The following is a 20,376-nucleotide window of genomic DNA, read 5'->3' as shown; positions in this document are numbered from 1 at the left end:
CAGCACCGTGCACCGGCTGCCGCTCAACCTCGACCCCTCAATGCCGGTGCACGTCACCCTGGCCCTCAGCCTCAATGGCCAGACCTGCTCACTCACGGCCAGCACCACCAACTAATCCATCCACTGACCAACCAGCCCCGTCCCCTCGCCACCGGCTCCTGGGCCTCAGGGCTGGCGCTCCTCACTGAGGGCACTCCTCAACCCGATCACAACCCTCCAAAAGGCATCACGAAAACGCTCTCTGCTCACCTGTGAGCAAGATCACAACATGCCGAGATCTCACTCACAACATCAACATTGATCCCGGGAGATCGTGAGTTCAACAAGGGAATCACCCTTCACAACTCACTCACCTCCTCCATCATGTTTGACTCCACTCAGGACCAGCAATCCTTCCAGGACGTTCTCCAAAACAAGCAGCCCAATCAAGCTGGCGCTGATCTACAAAACATCCAGGCCTATGGCCTCAATGACAACAATCAGCTCAACCCATCAGCACTGTCCGACCAACTCTGCACCAACATGGCGCAGGACCCCTGGAGCACAGCCAATGGCCCGGCCATGGGTGGATCAACAACACCATTTGCCTCACGCAACGTCCGCATGAGCAACACCGTCGATGACCTCATCGGCGACAGTGGCGGCTCAACACTCACCGATTCCGATGGCGACACCCTGATCCAAGGGGGTGACACCACCGATGCTGAACAAGACGAGGTTGATGACCTCCTCTCCCAACGCCGCTTCAATAGAGATGGACGCACCCGTGGTCGTCGCTTCCGCAACCGCACCACCAGCACCGGACGCTTTTCTGCCGACGAACGCAGAGGCTTTGATCGCACCGATAGCCGGCGCAATGCCTTCAATCTCGGCCATGTTGTCTACCGACAAAGCAAGAATGTGCGCGGCCAAATTGGCTACACCTACCGCGGCAACCGCGACAAAAACGACTGGTTTAAATTCTACGCTGGCAAATCCGGCACTTACAACTTCGGCCTGCGGGGCTTGAGGAGAGATGCAGGCCTGGCTCTTTACAATCGCAGCGGACGCCTCATCAAATTCTCCGACCGTGGCGGCTCTCGGTCTGAAGTCTTCTCGAAATATCTGGGTCGCGGCACCTACTACGCCCGTGCTTACAGCTACAAACAGCGCCCCTGGAGCCATGGCGCCACCAGCTATAGCCTCAGCATCTCAAAACGAGCCAACGGTCTTGAGCGGAGCTTGAAAGGACTCATCCGTGACAAGAGCGTTGAAAATGCAGCCCTAAATTCCATCAAATACGACAATTCCTTCTCACGCAATGATGTCATCGGCGTCCTCAAGAGCGCCGGAGACTATGGCTCCGTCTCGGGAACCGAACTCAGCGACCTTCGCAAGTTCTGGAACCGCACCGATCATCTGATGCGCGATGACATCAAAGTCCTCTCCGAAAAAGTTGTCTTCCATGACGACAGCAACCAGTGGTACACAGGCTCCGACAGCATCCGCGACTCCCTCGGCGATCTCGCCGCTGGCAGCAGCAAAGACGATCTGAACCTGCTGATCGGTAAGCACATGCTGGGCACCGACCGTCCTGCCATTCACCGCAACGGCAGCGGCACCCTGGCTGGCTCCTACTCCACCGCAGCAGGCACCCTCACCGATGGCAGCGTCAGCGCTGATGATGTTGGCCAAGGCTCCGTCGGCACCTGCTATTTCCTCGCTGGTCTGGCCGGAACCGCCAATGACAAGCCCAGTGCCATCAACGACATGTTCACCGACAACGGTGACGGCACCTGGACTGTGCGCTTCAACACCAACGGCAAAGTCGATTATGTGACCGTCGACCGCCAGATGGCGACACGCTCCGATGGCACCTATCTCTATGCCAACGACGGTGGTGATGGCGGCACCCGCAATGTGGTCGCCAACAACAACGAGCTCTGGGTCGCTCTTGCCGAAAAGGCCTACGCACAAGTGAATGAGTCCGGCCGCATCGGCCAGGACGGCAACAACTTCTACGGCAGTGGCAACACCGGCATCGGCTGGGGCTCCGCCTCCGCAGCCATCGGCCACATCACCGGCATCGGCAACGGCGCACAACAGGTCAACTGGTCCGGTATCGGCGGCATCAACCAGACCGAACTGGTCAACATGGTCAACTCCAATCGGGTGGTGACCGTGAGCGGCTTCAACAGCAATGCCACCAATGCCAACGCTGGAACCACCAGCATCAGCACTGGCGTTCAAGGCCATGTGTATTCGATCGTCGGCTACAACCCCACCACCGAACGCTTTGACATCCGCAACCCCTGGGATTCACGTCATCTCAGCCTGACCCACTTCCAACTGCGTCAGCTCGGTGCATGGATCTCATACTCCAACAGCTGAATGCTCCCTTGAGCCATCAAACCAGTGACCCAAAAGGGGGCTGCTCATCCAGCCCCCTTTTTTCCTTGCTTGGACCAGCCCAAACCCAACAACGATGTCGTCCATCCTGATCAGCTGGCTCGGACTCTCTCTCTTCTCGCCAGCGCTCGAGCACCTAGATCTTGATCTTGCCCCAGCTCACCGACTCAGCTCAATCCTTCGCACCACCAGCATGCCGTCCGCCAATTCCTGCCACACAGGGGCCATCCAGGCCTCCCTACGCACCTGGATCGATCCCATCCCTCGGTCCCCAGGCGGCGCTCTGCCGCCTGGTTCGATCAGCGCAGGCACGCCAGCCACTCCCAGCCACTCCCATGTCCTGAACGTGGAACTGCAGCTGCACAACACCAGTGAGCAAGCACAGCAGGTGCGGATCGATCAGGCCTCCTGGCACCAAGCCACAGACACCAACCTCTTCCCCTGGACGCAACAGCCCGACATGAGTCCTCTCAACCGCTTCAGCACCGTGCACCGGCTGCCGCTCAACCTCGACCCCTCAATGCCGGTGCACGTCACCCTGGCCCTCAGCCTCAATGGCCAGACCTGCTCACTCACGGCCAGCACCACCAACTAATCCATCCACTGACCAACCAGCCCCGTCCCCTCGCCACCGGCTCCTGGGCCTCAGGGCTGGCGCTCCTCACTGAGGGCACTCCTCAACCCGATCACAACCCTCCAAAAGGCATCACGAAAACGCTCTCTGCTCACCTGTGAGCAAGATCACAACATGCCGAGATCTCACTCACAACATCAACATTGATCCCGGGAGATCGTGAGTTCAACAAGGGAATCACCCTTCACAACTCACTCACCTCCTCCATCATGTTTGACTCCACTCAGGACCAGCAATCCTTCCAGGACGTTCTCCAAAACAAGCAGCCCAATCAAGCTGGCGCTGATCTACAAAACATCCAGGCCTATGGCCTCAATGACAACAATCAGCTCAACCCATCAGCACTGTCCGACCAACTCTGCACCAACATGGCGCAGGACCCCTGGAGCACAGCCAATGGCCCGGCCATGGGTGGATCAACAACACCATTTGCCTCACGCAACGTCCGCATGAGCAACACCGTCGATGACCTCATCGGCGACAGTGGCGGCTCAACACTCACCGATTCCGATGGCGACACCCTGATCCAAGGGGGTGACACCACCGATGCTGAACAAGACGAGGTTGATGACCTCCTCTCCCAACGCCGCTTCAATAGAGATGGACGCACCCGTGGTCGTCGCTTCCGCAACCGCACCACCAGCACCGGACGCTTTTCTGCCGACGAACGCAGAGGCTTTGATCGCACCGATAGCCGGCGCAATGCCTTCAATCTCGGCCATGTTGTCTACCGACAAAGCAAGAATGTGCGCGGCCAAATTGGCTACACCTACCGCGGCAACCGCGACAAAAACGACTGGTTTAAATTCTACGCTGGCAAATCCGGCACTTACAACTTCGGCCTGCGGGGCTTGAGGAGAGATGCAGGCCTGGCTCTTTACAATCGCAGCGGACGCCTCATCAAATTCTCCGACCGTGGCGGCTCTCGGTCTGAAGTCTTCTCGAAATATCTGGGTCGCGGCACCTACTACGCCCGTGCTTACAGCTACAAACAGCGCCCCTGGAGCCATGGCGCCACCAGCTATAGCCTCAGCATCTCAAAACGAGCCAACGGTCTTGAGCGGAGCTTGAAAGGACTCATCCGTGACAAGAGCGTTGAAAATGCAGCCCTAAATTCCATCAAATACGACAATTCCTTCTCACGCAATGATGTCATCGGCGTCCTCAAGAGCGCCGGAGACTATGGCTCCGTCTCGGGAACCGAACTCAGCGACCTTCGCAAGTTCTGGAACCGCACCGATCATCTGATGCGCGATGACATCAAAGTCCTCTCCGAAAAAGTTGTCTTCCATGACGACAGCAACCAGTGGTACACAGGCTCCGACAGCATCCGCGACTCCCTCGGCGATCTCGCCGCTGGCAGCAGCAAAGACGATCTGAACCTGCTGATCGGTAAGCACATGCTGGGCACCGACCGTCCTGCCATTCACCGCAACGGCAGCGGCACCCTGGCTGGCTCCTACTCCACCGCAGCAGGCACCCTCACCGATGGCAGCGTCAGCGCTGATGATGTTGGCCAAGGCTCCGTCGGCACCTGCTATTTCCTCGCTGGTCTGGCCGGAACCGCCAATGACAAGCCCAGTGCCATCAACGACATGTTCACCGACAACGGTGACGGCACCTGGACTGTGCGCTTCAACACCAACGGCAAAGTCGATTATGTGACCGTCGACCGCCAGATGGCGACACGCTCCGATGGCACCTATCTCTATGCCAACGACGGTGGTGATGGCGGCACCCGCAATGTGGTCGCCAACAACAACGAGCTCTGGGTCGCTCTTGCCGAAAAGGCCTACGCACAAGTGAATGAGTCCGGCCGCATCGGCCAGGACGGCAACAACTTCTACGGCAGTGGCAACACCGGCATCGGCTGGGGCTCCGCCTCCGCAGCCATCGGCCACATCACCGGCATCGGCAACGGCGCACAACAGGTCAACTGGTCCGGTATCGGCGGCATCAACCAGACCGAACTGGTCAACATGGTCAACTCCAATCGGGTGGTGACCGTGAGCGGCTTCAACAGCAATGCCACCAATGCCAACGCTGGAACCACCAGCATCAGCACTGGCGTTCAAGGCCATGTGTATTCGATCGTCGGCTACAACCCCACCACCGAACGCTTTGACATCCGCAACCCCTGGGATTCACGTCATCTCAGCCTGACCCACTTCCAACTGCGTCAGCTCGGTGCATGGATCTCATACTCCAACAGCTGAATGCTCCCTTGAGCCATCAAACTGTTCAAAACTGCGGGGGGCTGATCAGGCCTCCCGCTTTTCAATGAGTTGAGTGCTTTGTCCAGCTAGGCAAAACCCCACTGACCACATGGCTTCAAGTTTTGATGGTGGCGTAAAGCCCCTTAAATCGTGCCTGCTGCTGCTTGTGATCCACCAGCAGCTCGGGATAACCACGGCGCTCCAAGGCAGCAATCTCACCGCTAAGTAGATCCTTGGTATTCACGTGCCGCAACTCCGGCAACCAGTGGCGGATGTAATCCGCTTCGGCATCGAACTTCAATGCCTGAGTCGCCGGATTAAAAATGCGCAGCGGCTTTGGATCCATGCCGCTACTGGCGCTCCACTGCCAACCGCCGTTGTTGGCAGCCAAATCACCATCCACCTCGAGCTCCATGAAAGCGCGCTCACCCCAGCGCCAATCACAGATGAGGTCCTTTACCAAATAGGAAGCCACGATCATGCGGCAGCGGTTGTGCATCCAGCCGCTCTGATTCAACTGACGCATGGCCGCATCAATGATCGGCATGCCGGTTTGGCCGTTCTTCCAAGCCAAAAACCAGTCGTTGTTGTTCTGCCACGGGAAGCGACGCCACTGCTCGCGGTAAGGCCCCTGTGCCAGTTCCGGGAAATGGAATAACGCCTGCTGGTAAAACTCCCGCCAGCCCAGTTCCTGCTCCCACACCTGGATTGCCTGACGCTGCTCATCACTGCGGGCCATCTCTTTCATCTCCTGGGCCGCGCACCAGGCCTGGCGCGGGCTCACCGTGCCCATGCTCAGCGCTGCACTGAGATAGGAGGTGCCCACCACCCCAGGGAAATTGCGATCCGGTTCGTAGGCGAACAGAGAACTGGCGCAGAAGCTTGTGAGCTGCTCAAATGCCGCTGCCTCCCCGGGACGACAAGGGCAGAGTTCCATGCCTCCGAAACCGTGCTCGGCCTGCAACCGCTCCAGCTCGCGCTGACCTTCAGCGCACAAGCGACCCAGCTCCCCGTCTCCGCTAGTGAGCGCCTCGAGGGTGTCTGACTCCAGGTCGATGAATCCAACGGGGGCGTCAATGGTGCTGGGTTGTCTGCGCTCAACCTGTCCGCGCCAATTGCGCAGAAAAGGGCCATACACGCGGTAAGGGTCACCGCCTCCAGTCTTGATCAGCTCCGGGGCCACCAGCAGCTGATCCCAATCCACCAAAAGCTTGCGGCCATCGGCCTGTAACGCCTTGGCGACCTGGCGGTCACGAGCACGGGCATAGGGCTCCACATCCCGGCTCCACACCAGCGTTGGGGCATCAAGCAGCGACGCCAAACGTGGCAGGAGCTCCACCGGATCTCCGGCGACCACCAACAGCCTGCTGCCGGCCTGCCGCCACCGCTGCTGCAGCTCGATCAGAGTGTCGATCAAGAACCAGAGCCGAGCCGGGGCCATCGGCGGCAGTTCCTCAGCAGGCGTGATGAGCAATGGATCAAGCACATACACCCCAGTGACCGCAGGCCCCAGTGCAACAGCAGCCTGCAGGCCAGTGTTGTCAGCCAGACGCAGATCGCGACGGTGCCAGAACAAGATGCGAGGTGATGACATCAACAAAGCAGACGCAAGAGAGCCCCGATCAACACGATTCCTGCCGGATCAACAGACAGGCCACAAGCAGAGGGTTACGCGGGCGATCCCGCTTAGAGCCCCAACAATTGCTTGGCTCGGAACCAGGCCGTGACGCTCTTGCCATCCAGCCATTCCTCACCAGACGCCAGTCGTGCATCCAGCTCGGCCGGGCTCATCAGCACCACTTCCAGATCCTCATCGTCATCGCCAGCCGGGGGGTTCTCAAGGGGACTGAGCTCCCTGGCCAGAAAACAATGGATCACCTCATCGGAATAGCCAGGGCAGGGCAACATTGGCCCAAGCACGTCCCAGCGAGCAGCGCTGTAACCCGCCTCCTCGCCAAGCTCCCGCTGCATCGACTCCAGCGGATCTTCCCCCTCTTCGAGGGTTCCGGCGGGGAACTCCAACAAGCGAGCCTGCACAGCAAAGCGATATTGACGCAGCAGCACCACCTGGCCATCAGCCGTGATCGGCACTGCCAGCGACGCCCCGGGGTGGCGAATGATCCCGAAGGTGCCCTCAACCCCCATCGGAAGACGGATACGGTTGCACTCAAAGCGAATCTTGCGCGACTCGAGCGCATCGATCGTCTCCAACAACTGGGAGGGTTCTGGGGGCGGCAAGGGCGCCATGGGCTCGCGGGGCATTGCTGAGGCCCAGCATGGCGGTTGAGCAGCAGGATCGTTAGGGCAACATCGATCCTGCTCCGTTGGGGGGACTTTGCATAGTTGATGGCATCAGCACCCCGTGGCCTTCCCCGTCTGCTGCAGATCAAACTGCTGAAAGACCTGGCGCAGGAAGCCGGATGGCGCCATCTGGCCTTACTGGGCTTGCTCAGCAGCATCAGCAGCCTGCTCGACATTGCCGGCCTCGGATTGGCGGTCACACTGCTGCTGGGATCTGGGAATGAGGCCGCTCCATCACTACCGCTCGCCATCAGCCTGTCCTTGCCAGCAAGTCTGGCGCTGTTGGTGGGTCTGATCCTCCTGCGCGGTCTGATGCAGGCGCGCGTCGCCATTAGCCGGGAACGGTTGCGATCCGGTTTCACCGATCGCCTCCGCCATCAACTCCTCCACCAGGTGTTCACCGCCTCCTCATCGCAACTCGACCGACTTGGGCGTGGTGCCCTACTCGCCCTCTTGATGGGCGACATCAACCGCACCAGCCTCAGCCTGGATCAGGCCGTACGCCTGCTCCAGGCCCTTCTGGCCATGGTGATTTACCTCGCCAGCGTGTTGCTCATTGGCCGCAGTGCAGCCTGGCCGCTGCTGTTGGCATTGCTCGGGACAGCAGCAGCAGCGCTGCTACAACGCTCGGGCAGCTGGGGGCTAGGGCGTATCCAGAGCCGCCTCAATGCAGCGCTGCAGCGCACTGTGGGGGACAGCCTCCATGGTCTGAAAGCAGTTCGCGCAGCAGCAGCGGAAGCCTGGCTCCTGCAACGCTTCAGCCAGGAGACCGCCCAAGGCCGCTGGCTTCTGAAAGAACGGGTGCGACGTCGAGCCGGCTACAACGCTTGGCGCGACACCCTGGTCGTGGCGATTGCCGGTCTGTGGATGCTCCTCCAAGAAGACGCACTGACTGCGAAGGTGCTCACCACAACGCTGGTGCTCGCCTATCGGGCCGGCTCCTCCCTCAGCAACGTGGTCCAGGCCAGACGGCTCTGCCTCGGCAATCTGCCCGGGTATGAAGCCCTCTGCCAGCGCAGGCAACAGCTACGTTCCATCCCTCGACTAGAAGGCGAAAAAACCCTGTCAAACCAGGACCTTGACAGGCTGGGCCAGGCGCAATGGACAGCATTGCGATGGCAACTGACACCAACGGCTTCTGCGGCCGTGACCTCTCTCAGTCTGAAGCCGAACAAACTGATTGCCATCACTGGCCCCTCCGGCTGCGGCAAGACCAGCCTGCTCGATCAAATCTGCGGATTATTAGGCGAAGACCACAGCGCTTGGGAGTTGGTCTGCAACACGCGGAGTTGGCACCTCTCCGGCCCAGCCGGTGCCGCGCAACTACACCAATTGATTGCCTACGCACCCCAACATGCTGTGCTGTTTGAAGCCAGCTTGCGCGACAACCTTCTGCTGGGTGGAGAGCAGTCGCGAACAGTGATCGAAACCTGGCTGCAACGGCTTGGACTGAGCTATCTACTGCTGCGAGAAGGCGGCCTGGATGCCCCCATGACCCTGGCACAAGATCCCTTCTCTGGCGGTGAGATTCATCGGCTCGGCCTCCTACGCGCCTGGCTGCGGGATCGACCGGTAGAGGTGCTCGATGAACCGACTGCATTTCTGGATACCGCTGCAGCAGACAGCGTGCGTGCTGTCATCCAGGAGCGGACGCAAGACCGATTAGTGCTGGTGAGCACCCACGATCCACAGCTGCTTCAACAAGCCGATCAGGTGATTGAGCTCAACCGCCCCAACAGCAGTCCAAGAAACCCATCTGGCTGACCAGTCATCCTTGAAGCATCGCTTGATTCAGGCCGTCCAGTCGACGGATCCCTGCATCGCCGCCAGCAAGGGCTGCATCACGAAGGCACGCAAATGCATCCGTGGGTGGGGCAAGACCAAGCGCGGATGTGCAAGCCGTAGTTCATCCCAGAACAACAAGTCGAGGTCAAGCGTGCGGGGGCCCCAGCGCTGCTCTCGAACGCGATCACGCCCGAACTGCCGTTCCAGCGTATGGAGCGACACCAGCAACTCCAGGGCTGCATCCTGGTGCGGCACTCGGTTCATACCCTGCACGAGCACCACCGCATTGAGATACATCGGCTGTTCGAGTGGCCCGCCGACCGGCGCCGTCTCGAGCAACGGTGACCAACGGCAGTGCAAGACTTCGCCGGCCCAATCAGCAAACAACTGCTCCAGGAGAGGACGCACTGACAGAAGGGTCTGACGGGGATCACCGACAGAGCTGGGTAGGTTTGCACCGAGGGCCACTGCCAAGCAACGGGGTTGATCAGCGAGACTGGCTCTCACGCAAGGACCTGGAAACGTTCATGGTGTCAGGAGGGGTGGCAGCAGCGGGTGGTGTGGCCAACAGTGCCGCCCAGGATCAGGCCAGCCGCGCTTTCCCACTGGCGGCGATCACCGGCCACGGCACTCTCAAGCTCGCCCTGCTGCTGGCGGCAGTGGATCCGGCGCTCGGTGGTGTGATCATTGCAGGAGGTCGCGGCACCGGCAAATCCGTTCTGGCACGCGGGCTCCATGCCCTTCTACCACCGATCGATGTGCTGGATGTGGAAGGCACAGCAGGCCGCAATCTCGATCCTCTACGGCCTGAGGAATGGGGCGGAGAGGAAGACGCATCAGCTGCCAATCTGCCCACCAAGGTGCTGCCAGCCCCTTTCATCCAGGTTCCGCTGGGCATCACGGAAGACCGACTCGTTGGCGCCGTCGATGTGACGGCCTCCTTGGCCAGCGGCAGTGCCGTGTTTCAGCCTGGCCTGCTGGCAGAAGCCCATAGAGGCGTGCTTTATGTGGATGAGCTCAACCTGCTCGATGACGGCATCGTCAACCTGATGCTGGCGGCCGTCGGCAGCGGCGAAAACCAGGTGGAACGGGAAGGCCTCAGCCTCAGCCACCCTTGCCGACCGCTACTGATCGCGACCTACAACCCAGAAGAAGGAGCCGTTCGCGACCACTTGCTCGACCGCTTTGCGATCGCCCTCTCCGCTGACCAGCTGGTGAGCACCGAACAACGTGTGGAGATCACCGAAGCGGTGCTCTCCCATGGCCAGTGCAGCCGCAGCTTCGCCGACAAGTGGGGCGAGGAGACCGAAGCGCTTGCCACCCAGCTGTTGCTGGCGCGCCAATGGCTGCCGGATGTACAGATCAGCACCGAACAGATTCAGTACCTGGTCACCGAAGCAATCCGCGGTGGCGTTGAGGGGCACCGCTCCGAGCTCTATGCGGTGCGCGTGGCCAAAGCCCATGCCGCTCTAAGCGGCCGAGACCGAGTGGAGGCCGACGACCTGCAAGTGGCCGTGCGCCTGGTGATCGCGCCACGGGCTCTGCAGCTGCCGCCCCAGGACGAGCAAATGGAACCTCCACCACCGGAAGATCAGCCGCCTCCGCCGCCGCCTCAGGGAGAGGAGTCGCCAGAGGACCAAGAGCCGCCGGATGACAACGAGGACAACAGTGAGGACGAACAGGACAACGACGAAGACGACACTCCAGACGACGAGCCCCCACCGTCGATTCCTGAAGAGTTCATGCTTGACCCGGAAGCTGTCGCAATTGATCCCGATCTGCTGCTGTTCTCATCGGCCAAGGCCAAGAGCGGCAATAGCGGGAGCCGATCGGTGGTCTTGAGTGATAGCCGCGGCCGCTACGTCAAACCGATCCTGCCCCGTGGCCCTGTGCGCCGCATCGCCGTCGACGCCACGCTGAGGGCAGCGGCGCCCTATCAGAAAGCACGGCGGGCCCGCCAGCCAGATCGCACGGTGATCGTGGAGGAATCGGATCTGCGCGCCAAGCTGCTGCAGCGTCAATCCGGCGCCCTCGTGATCTTTCTGGTGGATGCCAGTGGCTCAATGGCGCTGAACCGGATGCAAAGTGCAAAGGGAGCTGTGATCCGTTTGCTCACTGAGGCCTACGAGAACCGCGACGAAGTGGCCCTGATCCCTTTCCGCGGCGACCAGGCTGAAGTTCTACTGCCACCCACCCGCTCCATCACCGCTGCACGCCGTCGGTTGGAATCAATGCCCTGCGGCGGCGGCTCCCCCCTGGCCCATGGCCTCACTCAGGCCGCCCGAGTCGGTGCCAACGCCCTGACAACAAGCGATCTTGGTCAAGTGGTAGTGGTGGCTATCACAGATGGGCGCGGCAACGTCCCCCTCAGCACGTCTCTGGGCCAGCCTGCGCTTGAGGGAGACGAGAAACCCGACCTCAAGCAAGAAGTGCTGGATGTCGCCGCCCGCTACCGAATGCTGGGAATCAAGCTGCTTGTGATCGATACCGAGCGCAAATTCATCGGCAGCGGCATGGGCAAAGACCTGGCCGAGGCCGCTGGGGGGAAATATGTGCAACTGCCGAAGGCCAGCGATCAGGCGATTGCCGCCATTGCCATGGACGCCATCAACACCGTGACTTAAGACCTAAACCTTTCGGAGCTCTCTCTGGCCCCGAGGCAACAATCAAAATCTCAAGCCAACGACAGGTTGTCGATTCGGAACAACAACACCATCAACGCTCCCCCAGCACTCAGGGCTTACTGGTCTCGGCCGGATAGAGCTCCTGAAAAAAAGCACCCAGACCGATCGCCACATCCCGCACCGCCTTGATGAACTTTGGGTCGTCAGTGAGCTGCTCAAGGTCACCGCCAACGGCATCGAAACGCTGCGTCAACGAACGGGCATTCGAGACAGTCTGTTTTAGCTCCGAAACAGTTTTGGGGTTATCGAGTGCCGCTGACAAGTTGTTGATATGGGCCGCAGCCTCAACTGCCTCTGCAGTGGCCAGATTGAGGTTGGTGATCGTTGGCGCTGCCCGCTCGAGTTCATCACCCAACTGACCCAGTACCGTCTTCGCCTCCTTGGCGACAGCATCGAATTCTTTCGAGGACTGCACCAGGCTGGAGACCAACTTCTGGTCTTCAGCTTCTTGGAGCAAACGTTGCATCGAAGCCGTCACCGTGTCGAGACTTGCGCCGGCCTCGCCGCGTATCGTCGTGCCCTCGCAGAGCACTTTGCCCCTGTTGCACTGGTCAGATTTCGGACCAGGCGTTGTCGCAGAGAGCAACGCAGCGTTACCGCTACTGATCAGATTCACCTGCGCATCACCACCCAACAAGGAACCTGAAGCCACCGTTGCCGTCACGGGGGTAGGAAGGCGGAGATCCTCCTGATTGATTTCCAGCACAACTCTGACGGCAGCTGGGGTGACTGTCACCTCCTGAACCACACCGACAACGATGCCGCGATAGGTGACAGGCGACCGCTCCGCCAGACCACCGGCATTGGCGAATTCCGCAGTGACCGTCCAAGTATCGGCGCCGAGGCTATAGCCACGAAGCCAAAGCATGGTGCCGGTGAACCCCACCAACGCTCCAACGAGGGAGAATCCGACTATCGCTTCACGGACACTGCGACGCATAGCAATCAGTGATCGGTGGGTTGCATCGGCCCGTGCAGGTTACCGGTCCTGAACTGTTGGACGTAAGGGTTCTCGCTACGGCGGTACTCCTCAATCGATCCATCCCAGCGAAATTGACCGCCGTAAAGCAGTACGACCCGCTCAGCCGTGCGCTCAATCGTGCTGTGAACATGGCTCACCACGACCGAACAGCCGTTGGCCACGGCCGTGGTCTTCACAATCAGGTCCTCAATCCGGGTGCAGGCCACAGGATCGAGACCGGCCGTGGGCTCGTCGTACAGCATCAGCGGCATCGCCTCCGCATCACGATCGGGATCATCCACAAGCGCCCTGGCAAAGCTGACGCGTTTCTGCATGCCGCCGCTGAGCTGACCAGGGAATTGGTCGGCCACATCGTGCAGGCCTACGGCTTCGAGACAGGCCATCACCCGTTCGCGAATCTGACTGGGCTTAAAGCGCCCGAGCCGCATCAATAAAAAGCCGACGTTCTCCTCCACCGTGAGCGACGCCAAGAGCGCCGGGTTCTGGAACACCAAGCGCACATCCTTGGGATAGCGCTGATCCAGGCGCAAATAATCCTGAGGCTCGCCGAACAACCGCAGCTCCCCAGCAGTGGGCAACTGCAGACCCGCCAATAAACGCAACACCGTTGATTTTCCGGCGCCGGAGGGGCCAACAACCGCAAGCCGCTGACCAGGCTCCATCTTCAAATCAACCCGATCGAGCACGGGCCGCGCTCCCCACTGCATCGTGAGCTTGCGCATCTCCACCACGGGATGGTGCGCTGAAGAAGTGGAGCTCGCCGTCAAGCTTTGCACGCGAACAAGGAAACGGTGCTTGATCCCCATCCTGCATGCTTTTGCAAGGGGGGGTGGTGGATCCTGGCCACTTCCGTACAGTTCAGGAAGCCCTGCCGATACCGCCCAGCTGTTGAGCTCGCCTAACCCTTCATCACGGCCCAGGATGAGGCGCAGCAGCCGCACAGACAGGCTGCGTGGGGTGCACTCTCCACGGCAACGCGATCTGATGAACCGATCGCGCCGGGCCGTGCGCTGGCTGCAACCAGGCCTGGTGGTGAAGCGCTGGCTGCTCACCTCCAGCATTGGCCTGATGCTGGCATTTCTGGGAGCAGCAGTGTGGGCTGACCTACAACCGATTTACTGGATGCTGTGGGCCATCCAGGAATCACTGGGCTGGATCACGCGAGTCCTGCCGCGAGAAGTAACGGGTCCCCTTGTCGTGCTGATCGGCATCGGCCTGCTCTTATGGGGCCAGAGCCGCAGCTTCGGGTCGATTCAGCAGGCCCTTGCTCCCGAGAAAGACACGGTGCTGGTGGATGCACTGCGGGCCAAAAGCCGACTCAACCGCGGTCCGAACATTGTTGCCATTGGCGGGGGCACAGGCCTTTCCACCCTGCTCAGTGGGCTGAAGCGCTACAGCTCAAATATCACGGCCATCGTCACCGTGGCCGATGACGGCGGCAGCAGCGGTGTGCTGCGCCGGGAACTGGGTGTGCAGCCACCCGGCGACATCCGCAACTGTCTTGCCGCCCTCTCGACCGAGGAACCACTGCTCACCCGCCTGTTCCAATATCGATTTTCGGCAGGCGGGGGCCTAGAAGGCCACAGCTTCGGGAACCTATTCCTGTCGGCGCTCACAGCGATCACCGGCAGCCTGGAAACAGCCATCACGGCGTCCAGTCGTGTTTTGGCCGTGCAGGGTCAAGTCGTGCCAGCGACCAACGTGGATGTGCGCCTCTGGGCCGAACTTGAAAACGGCGAACGCATCGAAGGGGAGTCGGCCATTGGCCATGCACCAAGCCCAATCGTGCGCCTGGGCTGCCTCCCTGAACAACCACCAGCCCTACCGCGAGCGCTTGAAGCCATTGCCCATGCCGATCTGATCCTGCTCGGCCCCGGAAGCCTCTACACCTCGCTCTTACCCAACCTGCTGGTGCCCGAACTGGTGACGGCCATTCAGCGCAGCAGGGCTCCTCGGCTGTACATCTGCAATCTGATGACACAACCAGGCGAAACCGATGGACTGGATGTGAGCGGCCACCTGCGAGCCATCGAAGCCCAGCTCGCGAGCCTTGGCGTAAGCAAACGCTTGTTCACTGCCGTACTGGCCCAAGAAGACTTACCCGAATCACCCCTGATTACCCACTACCGATCCCGGGGAGCGGAACCCGTGCTGTGCAATCGCCGGGCACTGCAGACAGAGGGATACGAGGTGATGGAAGCGCCACTGCAAGGAAGCCGGCCCACGGCCACATTGCGCCATGACCCCCGCAGCCTCGCGCTTGGAGTGATGCGCTTCTATCGCAAACAAAAGTCAGACAAACAAGCAGGACAAGGCCAATAAAAACGACGCTGTCCAGAAACAAACGAGTGAAAGAAACCGACCAAAACTAACAAGAACAACGTGCAATTGTGCGCCAAACCCGAAGCCACAAGAGACAAAAAGCAAACACCAGATGCCTCAACCTCTCCTAAGCGAATACAACGACCGGGAGGAGATCAATACCCATCAATCACTCAATTCGTCCGTACCACAATCAACATTGAAATGATGAATTCACCGTAGACAGTGCAATCAACAAGCCCAGAGCATCAAAACTCTGTGGACGCTCTCCCTTCTGCCATCTCAAAAACATTCTCAACCAAGCAATCAAGCCAAGTCCAATCAATAGGCATCCTGCATTTCGTAAAAATCAGGCTGCACATAATCCTTGCGCAGAGGCCAGCCCTTCCAATCTTCCGGCATCAATAAGCGCTTGGGATGGGGGTGACCATCAAAACGAATGCCAAACATGTCGAAGGTTTCACGCTCCTGCCAATCCGCGCCCCGGAAGAGGCCGTAAAGCGTGGGCAGATGGGGCTCGCCTTCACGGGAAAGGAACACTTTGAGCCGCACTTCACGCACCTGGTCACCATTGCCCTCCACCACTTCGGACATCGCCACCAAGTGATAGAAACAGACAAGCCGTTGCCCCGGGCCTTCGTCGTATCCGCCCTGGCACTGGAGATAGTCGAATCCATACCCTTTCAAGGCTGCTGCGATCACAGGCAGAAACATCGGTTCAATCCCGATCGTTTCAACACCAACATGATCAGCTGGCAACAGCTCATGCTCGAAGCCTTGTTGCTGCAGCCACAAACTCACAGGGCCACGTTCAGGCGCAGCTGGAAGCTGGCTCTCTTCAGACGTGCTCGCGGCGGAAGGCTTAGGCGTTTCACTCATGGCAATAGCGCTCAGGAGGCAGAAGAGTCAGTCGTGGGCGATTCCGCAGGGGCGGCCACAGATGTGGACGCAGGGGTGGAGAGCGCTGGCATCGGGAGACCTGCGCCGGGCCGCAAGGCTGCGATTTGCGTTTCAGCTTGCAGGTATGCCCCGGTCACGATCGGTTCAACAGGCTTCATGGCGTGTTTCACCGTGCAATAGCGATGCGTTTGCTCCAACTGGCGCCGATCACTCACTGACTCATTCGAAACTTTTTTGCGCAACTTGATCACCGCATCAAAGATCGCTTCCGGCCGAGGCGGGCACCCAGGCAGATAAAGATCCACGGGGATCAGCTTGTCAACACCGCGTACCGCCGTCGTGGAGTCTGCGCTGAACATGCCACCGGTAATCGTGCATGCCCCCATTGCAATCACATACTTGGGTTCGGGCATTTGCTCATAGAGGCGGACCAGAGCCGGAGCCATCTTCATCGTCACCGTTCCGGCCACGATCAGAAGGTCTGCCTGACGGGGTGAACTGCGAGGCACCAGACCAAACCGGTCAAAGTCAAAACGGGAGCCAATCAGGGCGGCAAATTCGATGAAGCAGCAAGCTGTGCCGTACAACAAAGGCCAAAGGCTGCTCAGTCGGGCCCAGTTATGCAGGTCATCGAGGCTGGTGAGAATGACGTTCTCACTCAGATCAGACGTAACAGCGGGAGCTGACTCAGCGGCTCCAGCCACAGGGCCACAGCTGGCAGCACGCAGATCACGAACAGCTGCGATTGAAGGGGACGTTGATTCAGGCATCAGTCAGCTCCACTCAAGGGCGCCTTTGCGCCAGGCATAGGCCAGCGCCACCAGCAGGATGGCAATAAAAATGAGGGCCTCGATAAAGGCCAACAATCCAAGGCGATGGAATGCCACGGCCCAGGGATACAGGAAGACGGTCTCGACATCGAAGATGACGAAGACCAGCGCAAACATGTAGTAGCGGATGTTGAACTGAATCCAGGCACCACCGATGGGCTCCATGCCCGATTCGTAGGTGATCTCACGCTCACCTTGCTGACTGCGAGGAGCGAGAAGCTTGTTGGTGATCAACGCCAAAACTGGCACCGCTGCTGCAATCAGCAGGAAGCCCAAAAAGGCGTCATAACCCGGCAGCGCAAACATGAATGAGCCCGACCTTGGCGTCAGTCTGGCATTCGCCACCACCTGACTGCCGCCCCCGATAGAGTCTCCTGACCCAGAGAAGCAGCAGTGAGCGACGAGATTTCTGGACCCAAGGCTGCGGCTCCTGCTGAGGCATCCGGCACAGAAGCTGAGGTGACCAGTACAACGGTGACTACCACTGAGTCACCGACACCCGAGTCTTCAACCGCCGCAGAAGAATCGACCACCGATCCGCGCACCCATCGCTTTGAGTGCCGCAGCTGTGGCTATGTGTATGACCCCGCCGAAGGGGTGAAAAAGCTTGGAATCGATTCGGGCACAGCCTTTGAAGACCTGGACGCCATACGTTTCCGCTGTCCGGTGTGCCGCAGCAAGGTGGGCGCCTTCCGAGATATTGGCCCTTCCACGAAGCCCAGCGGATTCGAGGAAAACCTCAACTACGGCCTTGGGGTCAATCGCCTCACACCAGGTCAGAAAAATGTGCTGATCTTCGGCAGCATGGCTCTGGCCTTTGCCTTTTTCCTCTCCCTTTATTCCCTGCGCTGATCGCATCACTGCCATCCAGCCTGCACTCCTGTTGTTCCCCATGAAGCGCCTGTTCAAACCCTTGATCCAGCTGCTGCTGGTGGCCTGCCTCGGCCTTGGCCTCGGAGGTTGCGTGGCAACACGTCTGGCAGCGGCGGAGACCAGCCCCTGGCAGGCCATTGCGCTCGACACCCAGTCCAATCCCCTGGATGTGGCGTTCACGGACGCCAACCACGGCTTCCTTGTCGGCAGCAACCGAATGATCCTGGAGACCCAAGACGGGGGTGAGAGCTGGAGCGAACGCAGCCTGGACCTGCCTGAAGAAGAGAACTTCCGACTGATCAGCATCGATTTCGATGGTCAGGACGGCTGGCTCGCTGGTCAGCCGGGCCTGCTGATGCACACCAGCGATGGCGGCAGCAACTGGACCCGACTCTTTCTTGACACCAAGCTCCCAGGCGAGCCTTATCTGATTACCGCCCTTGGCCGTAATCGGGCTGAACTCGCCACCAACGTTGGGGCTGTTTATCAAACCTCTGACGGAGGGGGCAGTTGGGATGCCGAAGTTAGCGACGCCGCTGGAGCGGTTAGAGATTTGCGCCGCAGTGACGATGGCCGCTACATGAGCGTCAGCAGCTTGGGCAACTTTTACGCCAGCTGGGATCCCGGTCAGCCCGTCTGGCAGGTGCATCAACGGGTGAGCAGCCAACGACTGCAGAGCATTGGGTACCAGCCAGACGGCCACCTTTGGATGCTGGCCCGCGGTGCCCAAATCCGTCTGAATGATGACACCGACAACTACGAGAGCTGGGGCAAGCCCATCGTTCCAATCACGAATGGATACGGCTATCTCGATCTGACCTGGACTCCAGACGGCGCCATCTGGGCTGCCGGTGGCAACGGCACTCTGCTGGTCAGCAATGACGGTGGGCAGAGCTGGCAGAGGGACCCTGTGGGAGCAAAGCAGCCCAGCAACTTCACTCGCTTCGCGATGGTGGATGGGAAAGGTTTCGTGCTTGGCGAGCGAGGCATTCTGCTGCGCTGGGTGGGCTGATCCAACACCACCCAGCCCACAACTCTGTGTAACCAACAGAGGCAAGAGGCCCCGAGGATCGGACCCAGCCCTTAGGATCTCCAAGCTGATACGCCCGAAGCCATGGCTGCCGGCTCCACCGGGGAACGCCCGTTTTTTGAGATCATCACCAGCATCCGCTATTGGGTGATCCACGCTGTGACACTGCCTGCGATTTTCCTCGCCGGCTTCCTGTTCGTGTCCACTGGCCTGGCCTACGACGCCTTTGGAACTCCTCGTCCTGATGCTTATTTTCAGGCGAGCGAGAGCAAAGCTCCTGTTGTGAGCCAGCGATACGAAGGCAAGTCCCAACTTGACGTTCGCCTGAAATAAATCATGACGCAGTCTCCTGCCACCTCCACGCCGCGCAACTACCCGATTTTCACGGTGCGTTGGCTGGCCCTTCACACCCTGGGCGTGCCTACGGTGTTTTTCCTTGGCGCCCTTGCTGCCATGCAGTTTATTCGCCGCTGATCACCTCACAGATCCAAGACACCATGGAGCGCAACAACAATCCGAACAGCCTTCCTGTTGAGCTGAACCGCACCAGCCTGTACCTGGGCCTGTTGTTCATCTTCACCTGCGGGATTCTGTTCTCCAGCTACTTCTTCAACTGAGGAACTGATTTCATGAGCGGCAAAAAATCCAATCTTCCTGACGGTCGTATTCCTGATCGCCTTCCAGACGGTCGACCTGCTGTGGCCTGGCGATCTCGCTGGACCGAAGGAACTCTTCCTCTTTGGTTAGTGGCCACAGCTGGAGGGATGGCTGTTCTTTTCGTCGTCGGCCTCTTTTTCTATGGTTCCTACACGGGAGTCGGGTCCGCCTGATTGCTTCGTAGGCTTCTGGCCTCTTGAGCACAACACACTCATGGGGCCTGTAAACCTGCTAAGTCTCAATTGCCATTGATTCGGCTTTAAAAGCTTGAGGTGACCTCAGCTGATTAAAGTGATTGCTTGGGTGCACCATTGCATTGGTCGAATCAGCGTCTCAGTCTTCAACAACGAAGAGTCCAAGCCGCAACCGCAGGCCCAAACGGCGTGAATTGTTTTGCCCGGTGCACCCCGAGCAGCGCATCGAAGGCAATGGCAAGAAGTACTACCTGCATCTTCTCAGTCCGGAAGAACTGCAACGTCGTGGGATGTCGTCCAAGCGCGCCCAGTTAATCATCAATGCCTACCCGGTGCTCGTGCTGAGTAACGAGTGGCTGGAAGAACTCTTCTGCCCGCAATGCGGTAGCAGCCATTGGTGCCATATCACCAAGCACGATCGTGTGGAGCACACCGTGCGCTGGGCTCCGCGTGACCTGTGGGAACAAGTCGCACACGTTGACCCCAGTGTGTCGAACCCCACCGTGAGTGAATACACCCGGAGGGAGGCAAGGCGCCATCAACGCAAACGTGCGGATGGACAACGTTTTTACGACTGAGC

21 protein-coding genes are annotated in these 20,376 nt (G+C 59.6%); 13 read left to right on the top strand and 8 right to left on the bottom strand.

Annotated features, from left to right (window positions below):
- Positions 1–363: 363 nt before the first annotated feature.
- The 3 genes from DXY10_RS09775 to DXY10_RS09765 all read left to right on the top strand — a co-directional run bounded on the left by DXY10_RS09775 (position 364) and on the right by DXY10_RS09765 (position 5,238).
- Complete coding sequence (locus tag DXY10_RS09775) at positions 364–2,370, top strand: C2 family cysteine protease (protein WP_115018906.1); 2,007 nt, start codon at positions 364–366, stop codon at positions 2,368–2,370.
- 94 nt (positions 2,371–2,464) lie between these two features.
- Positions 2,465–2,983: a hypothetical protein gene (locus DXY10_RS09770; protein WP_115018894.1), complete on the top strand. Its 519-nt coding sequence runs from the start codon at positions 2,465–2,467 to the stop codon at positions 2,981–2,983.
- A 248-nt stretch (positions 2,984–3,231) separates the two neighbouring features.
- A complete protein-coding gene (locus tag DXY10_RS09765) occupies positions 3,232–5,238 on the top strand; it encodes a C2 family cysteine protease (protein WP_115018906.1) in 2,007 nt (668 codons plus the stop codon).
- A gap of 115 nt (positions 5,239–5,353) precedes the next feature.
- Here DXY10_RS09765 and DXY10_RS09760 read toward each other — a convergent pair whose 3' ends face one another.
- Both DXY10_RS09760 and DXY10_RS09755 read right to left on the bottom strand, forming a co-directional pair.
- Entirely contained in the window at positions 5,354–6,832 is a 1,479-nt protein-coding gene (locus DXY10_RS09760; protein WP_115018892.1) for an FAD-binding domain-containing protein, read from the bottom strand.
- Between the two features lie 92 nt (positions 6,833–6,924).
- Positions 6,925–7,485, bottom strand: coding sequence for an NUDIX hydrolase (locus tag DXY10_RS09755; protein WP_115018905.1), 561 nt, complete (start codon positions 7,483–7,485; stop codon positions 6,925–6,927).
- A 99-nt stretch (positions 7,486–7,584) separates the two neighbouring features.
- Between DXY10_RS09755 and DXY10_RS09750 the strand changes: the two genes are divergently transcribed.
- Positions 7,585–9,303 carry an ATP-binding cassette domain-containing protein gene (locus tag DXY10_RS09750; RefSeq protein ID WP_115018890.1) on the top strand — a complete coding sequence of 573 codons (1,719 nt, stop codon included), beginning with the start codon at positions 7,585–7,587 and terminating at the stop codon, positions 9,301–9,303.
- A 27-nt stretch (positions 9,304–9,330) separates the two neighbouring features.
- Here the strand turns inward: DXY10_RS09750 and folK are convergent, their stop codons facing one another.
- A complete protein-coding gene (gene folK, locus DXY10_RS09745) occupies positions 9,331–9,831 on the bottom strand; it encodes a 2-amino-4-hydroxy-6-hydroxymethyldihydropteridine diphosphokinase (protein ID WP_115018888.1) in 501 nt (166 codons plus the stop codon).
- Between the two features lie 20 nt (positions 9,832–9,851).
- Here folK and bchD point away from each other — a divergent pair, with 20 nt between their 5' ends.
- On the top strand, positions 9,852–11,948 hold the full coding sequence (bchD, locus tag DXY10_RS09740; RefSeq protein WP_115018886.1) for a magnesium chelatase ATPase subunit D: 2,097 nt from the start codon (positions 9,852–9,854) through the stop codon (positions 11,946–11,948).
- A gap of 109 nt (positions 11,949–12,057) precedes the next feature.
- Here the strand turns inward: bchD and DXY10_RS09735 are convergent, their stop codons facing one another.
- Both DXY10_RS09735 and DXY10_RS09730 read right to left on the bottom strand, forming a co-directional pair.
- Positions 12,058–12,948, bottom strand: coding sequence for an MlaD family protein (locus DXY10_RS09735; RefSeq protein ID WP_170955789.1), 891 nt, complete (start codon positions 12,946–12,948; stop codon positions 12,058–12,060).
- 5 nt (positions 12,949–12,953) lie between these two features.
- On the bottom strand, positions 12,954–13,697 hold the full coding sequence (locus DXY10_RS09730; RefSeq protein ID WP_115018903.1) for an ABC transporter ATP-binding protein: 744 nt from the start codon (positions 13,695–13,697) through the stop codon (positions 12,954–12,956).
- Positions 13,698–13,974: 277 nt separating this feature from the next.
- Between DXY10_RS09730 and yvcK the strand changes: the two genes are divergently transcribed.
- On the top strand, positions 13,975–15,312 hold the full coding sequence (yvcK, locus tag DXY10_RS09725; protein ID WP_115018882.1) for a gluconeogenesis factor YvcK family protein: 1,338 nt from the start codon (positions 13,975–13,977) through the stop codon (positions 15,310–15,312).
- A gap of 321 nt (positions 15,313–15,633) precedes the next feature.
- On the opposite strand, the gene DXY10_RS09720 is transcribed toward yvcK, so the two are convergent.
- The 3 genes from DXY10_RS09720 to DXY10_RS09710 are packed head-to-tail and all read right to left on the bottom strand — an operon-like array spanning position 15,634 to position 17,348.
- Complete coding sequence (locus DXY10_RS09720; protein WP_115018880.1) at positions 15,634–16,191, bottom strand: NAD(P)H-quinone oxidoreductase subunit J; 558 nt, start codon at positions 16,189–16,191, stop codon at positions 15,634–15,636.
- 11 nt (positions 16,192–16,202) lie between these two features.
- Complete coding sequence (gene nuoB / locus DXY10_RS09715; RefSeq protein ID WP_115018878.1) at positions 16,203–16,982, bottom strand: NADH-quinone oxidoreductase subunit NuoB; 780 nt, start codon at positions 16,980–16,982, stop codon at positions 16,203–16,205.
- Positions 16,983–16,985: 3 nt separating this feature from the next.
- Positions 16,986–17,348, bottom strand: coding sequence for an NAD(P)H-quinone oxidoreductase subunit 3 (locus DXY10_RS09710; protein ID WP_115018877.1), 363 nt, complete (start codon positions 17,346–17,348; stop codon positions 16,986–16,988).
- 168 nt (positions 17,349–17,516) lie between these two features.
- On the opposite strand from DXY10_RS09710, the gene DXY10_RS09705 reads away from it, so the two are divergent.
- The 7 genes from DXY10_RS09705 (at position 17,517) to DXY10_RS09675 (ending at position 20,374) form a co-directional block, all read left to right on the top strand.
- Positions 17,517–17,894 (top strand): rubredoxin, encoded by a 378-nt coding sequence (locus tag DXY10_RS09705; RefSeq protein WP_371411144.1) that lies wholly within the window; start codon positions 17,517–17,519, stop codon positions 17,892–17,894.
- A gap of 40 nt (positions 17,895–17,934) precedes the next feature.
- Positions 17,935–18,927, top strand: a complete 993-nt coding sequence (locus tag DXY10_RS09700) for a photosynthesis system II assembly factor Ycf48 (RefSeq protein WP_115018874.1) — start codon at positions 17,935–17,937, stop codon at positions 18,925–18,927.
- Positions 18,928–19,029: 102 nt separating this feature from the next.
- Positions 19,030–19,278 (top strand): cytochrome b559 subunit alpha, encoded by a 249-nt coding sequence (gene psbE / locus DXY10_RS09695; RefSeq protein WP_115018872.1) that lies wholly within the window; start codon positions 19,030–19,032, stop codon positions 19,276–19,278.
- A 3-nt stretch (positions 19,279–19,281) separates the two neighbouring features.
- Positions 19,282–19,419: a cytochrome b559 subunit beta gene (gene psbF, locus DXY10_RS09690; RefSeq protein WP_048347768.1), complete on the top strand. Its 138-nt coding sequence runs from the start codon at positions 19,282–19,284 to the stop codon at positions 19,417–19,419.
- Positions 19,420–19,442: 23 nt separating this feature from the next.
- Positions 19,443–19,562 carry a photosystem II reaction center protein L gene (locus DXY10_RS09685; protein ID WP_115018870.1) on the top strand — a complete coding sequence of 40 codons (120 nt, stop codon included), beginning with the start codon at positions 19,443–19,445 and terminating at the stop codon, positions 19,560–19,562.
- 12 nt (positions 19,563–19,574) lie between these two features.
- Positions 19,575–19,775, top strand: coding sequence for a photosystem II reaction center protein J (locus tag DXY10_RS09680; protein WP_006042408.1), 201 nt, complete (start codon positions 19,575–19,577; stop codon positions 19,773–19,775).
- A gap of 227 nt (positions 19,776–20,002) precedes the next feature.
- Positions 20,003–20,374: a hypothetical protein gene (locus tag DXY10_RS09675; protein ID WP_244282209.1), complete on the top strand. Its 372-nt coding sequence runs from the start codon at positions 20,003–20,005 to the stop codon at positions 20,372–20,374.
- Positions 20,375–20,376 lie beyond the last annotated feature (2 nt).

The organism is Synechococcus sp. UW140 (assembly GCF_900474295.1).
Lineage (GTDB): Bacteria > Cyanobacteriota > Cyanobacteriia > PCC-6307 > Cyanobiaceae > Synechococcus_C.
This window is presented reverse-complemented; position numbering and strand designations above follow the sequence as displayed.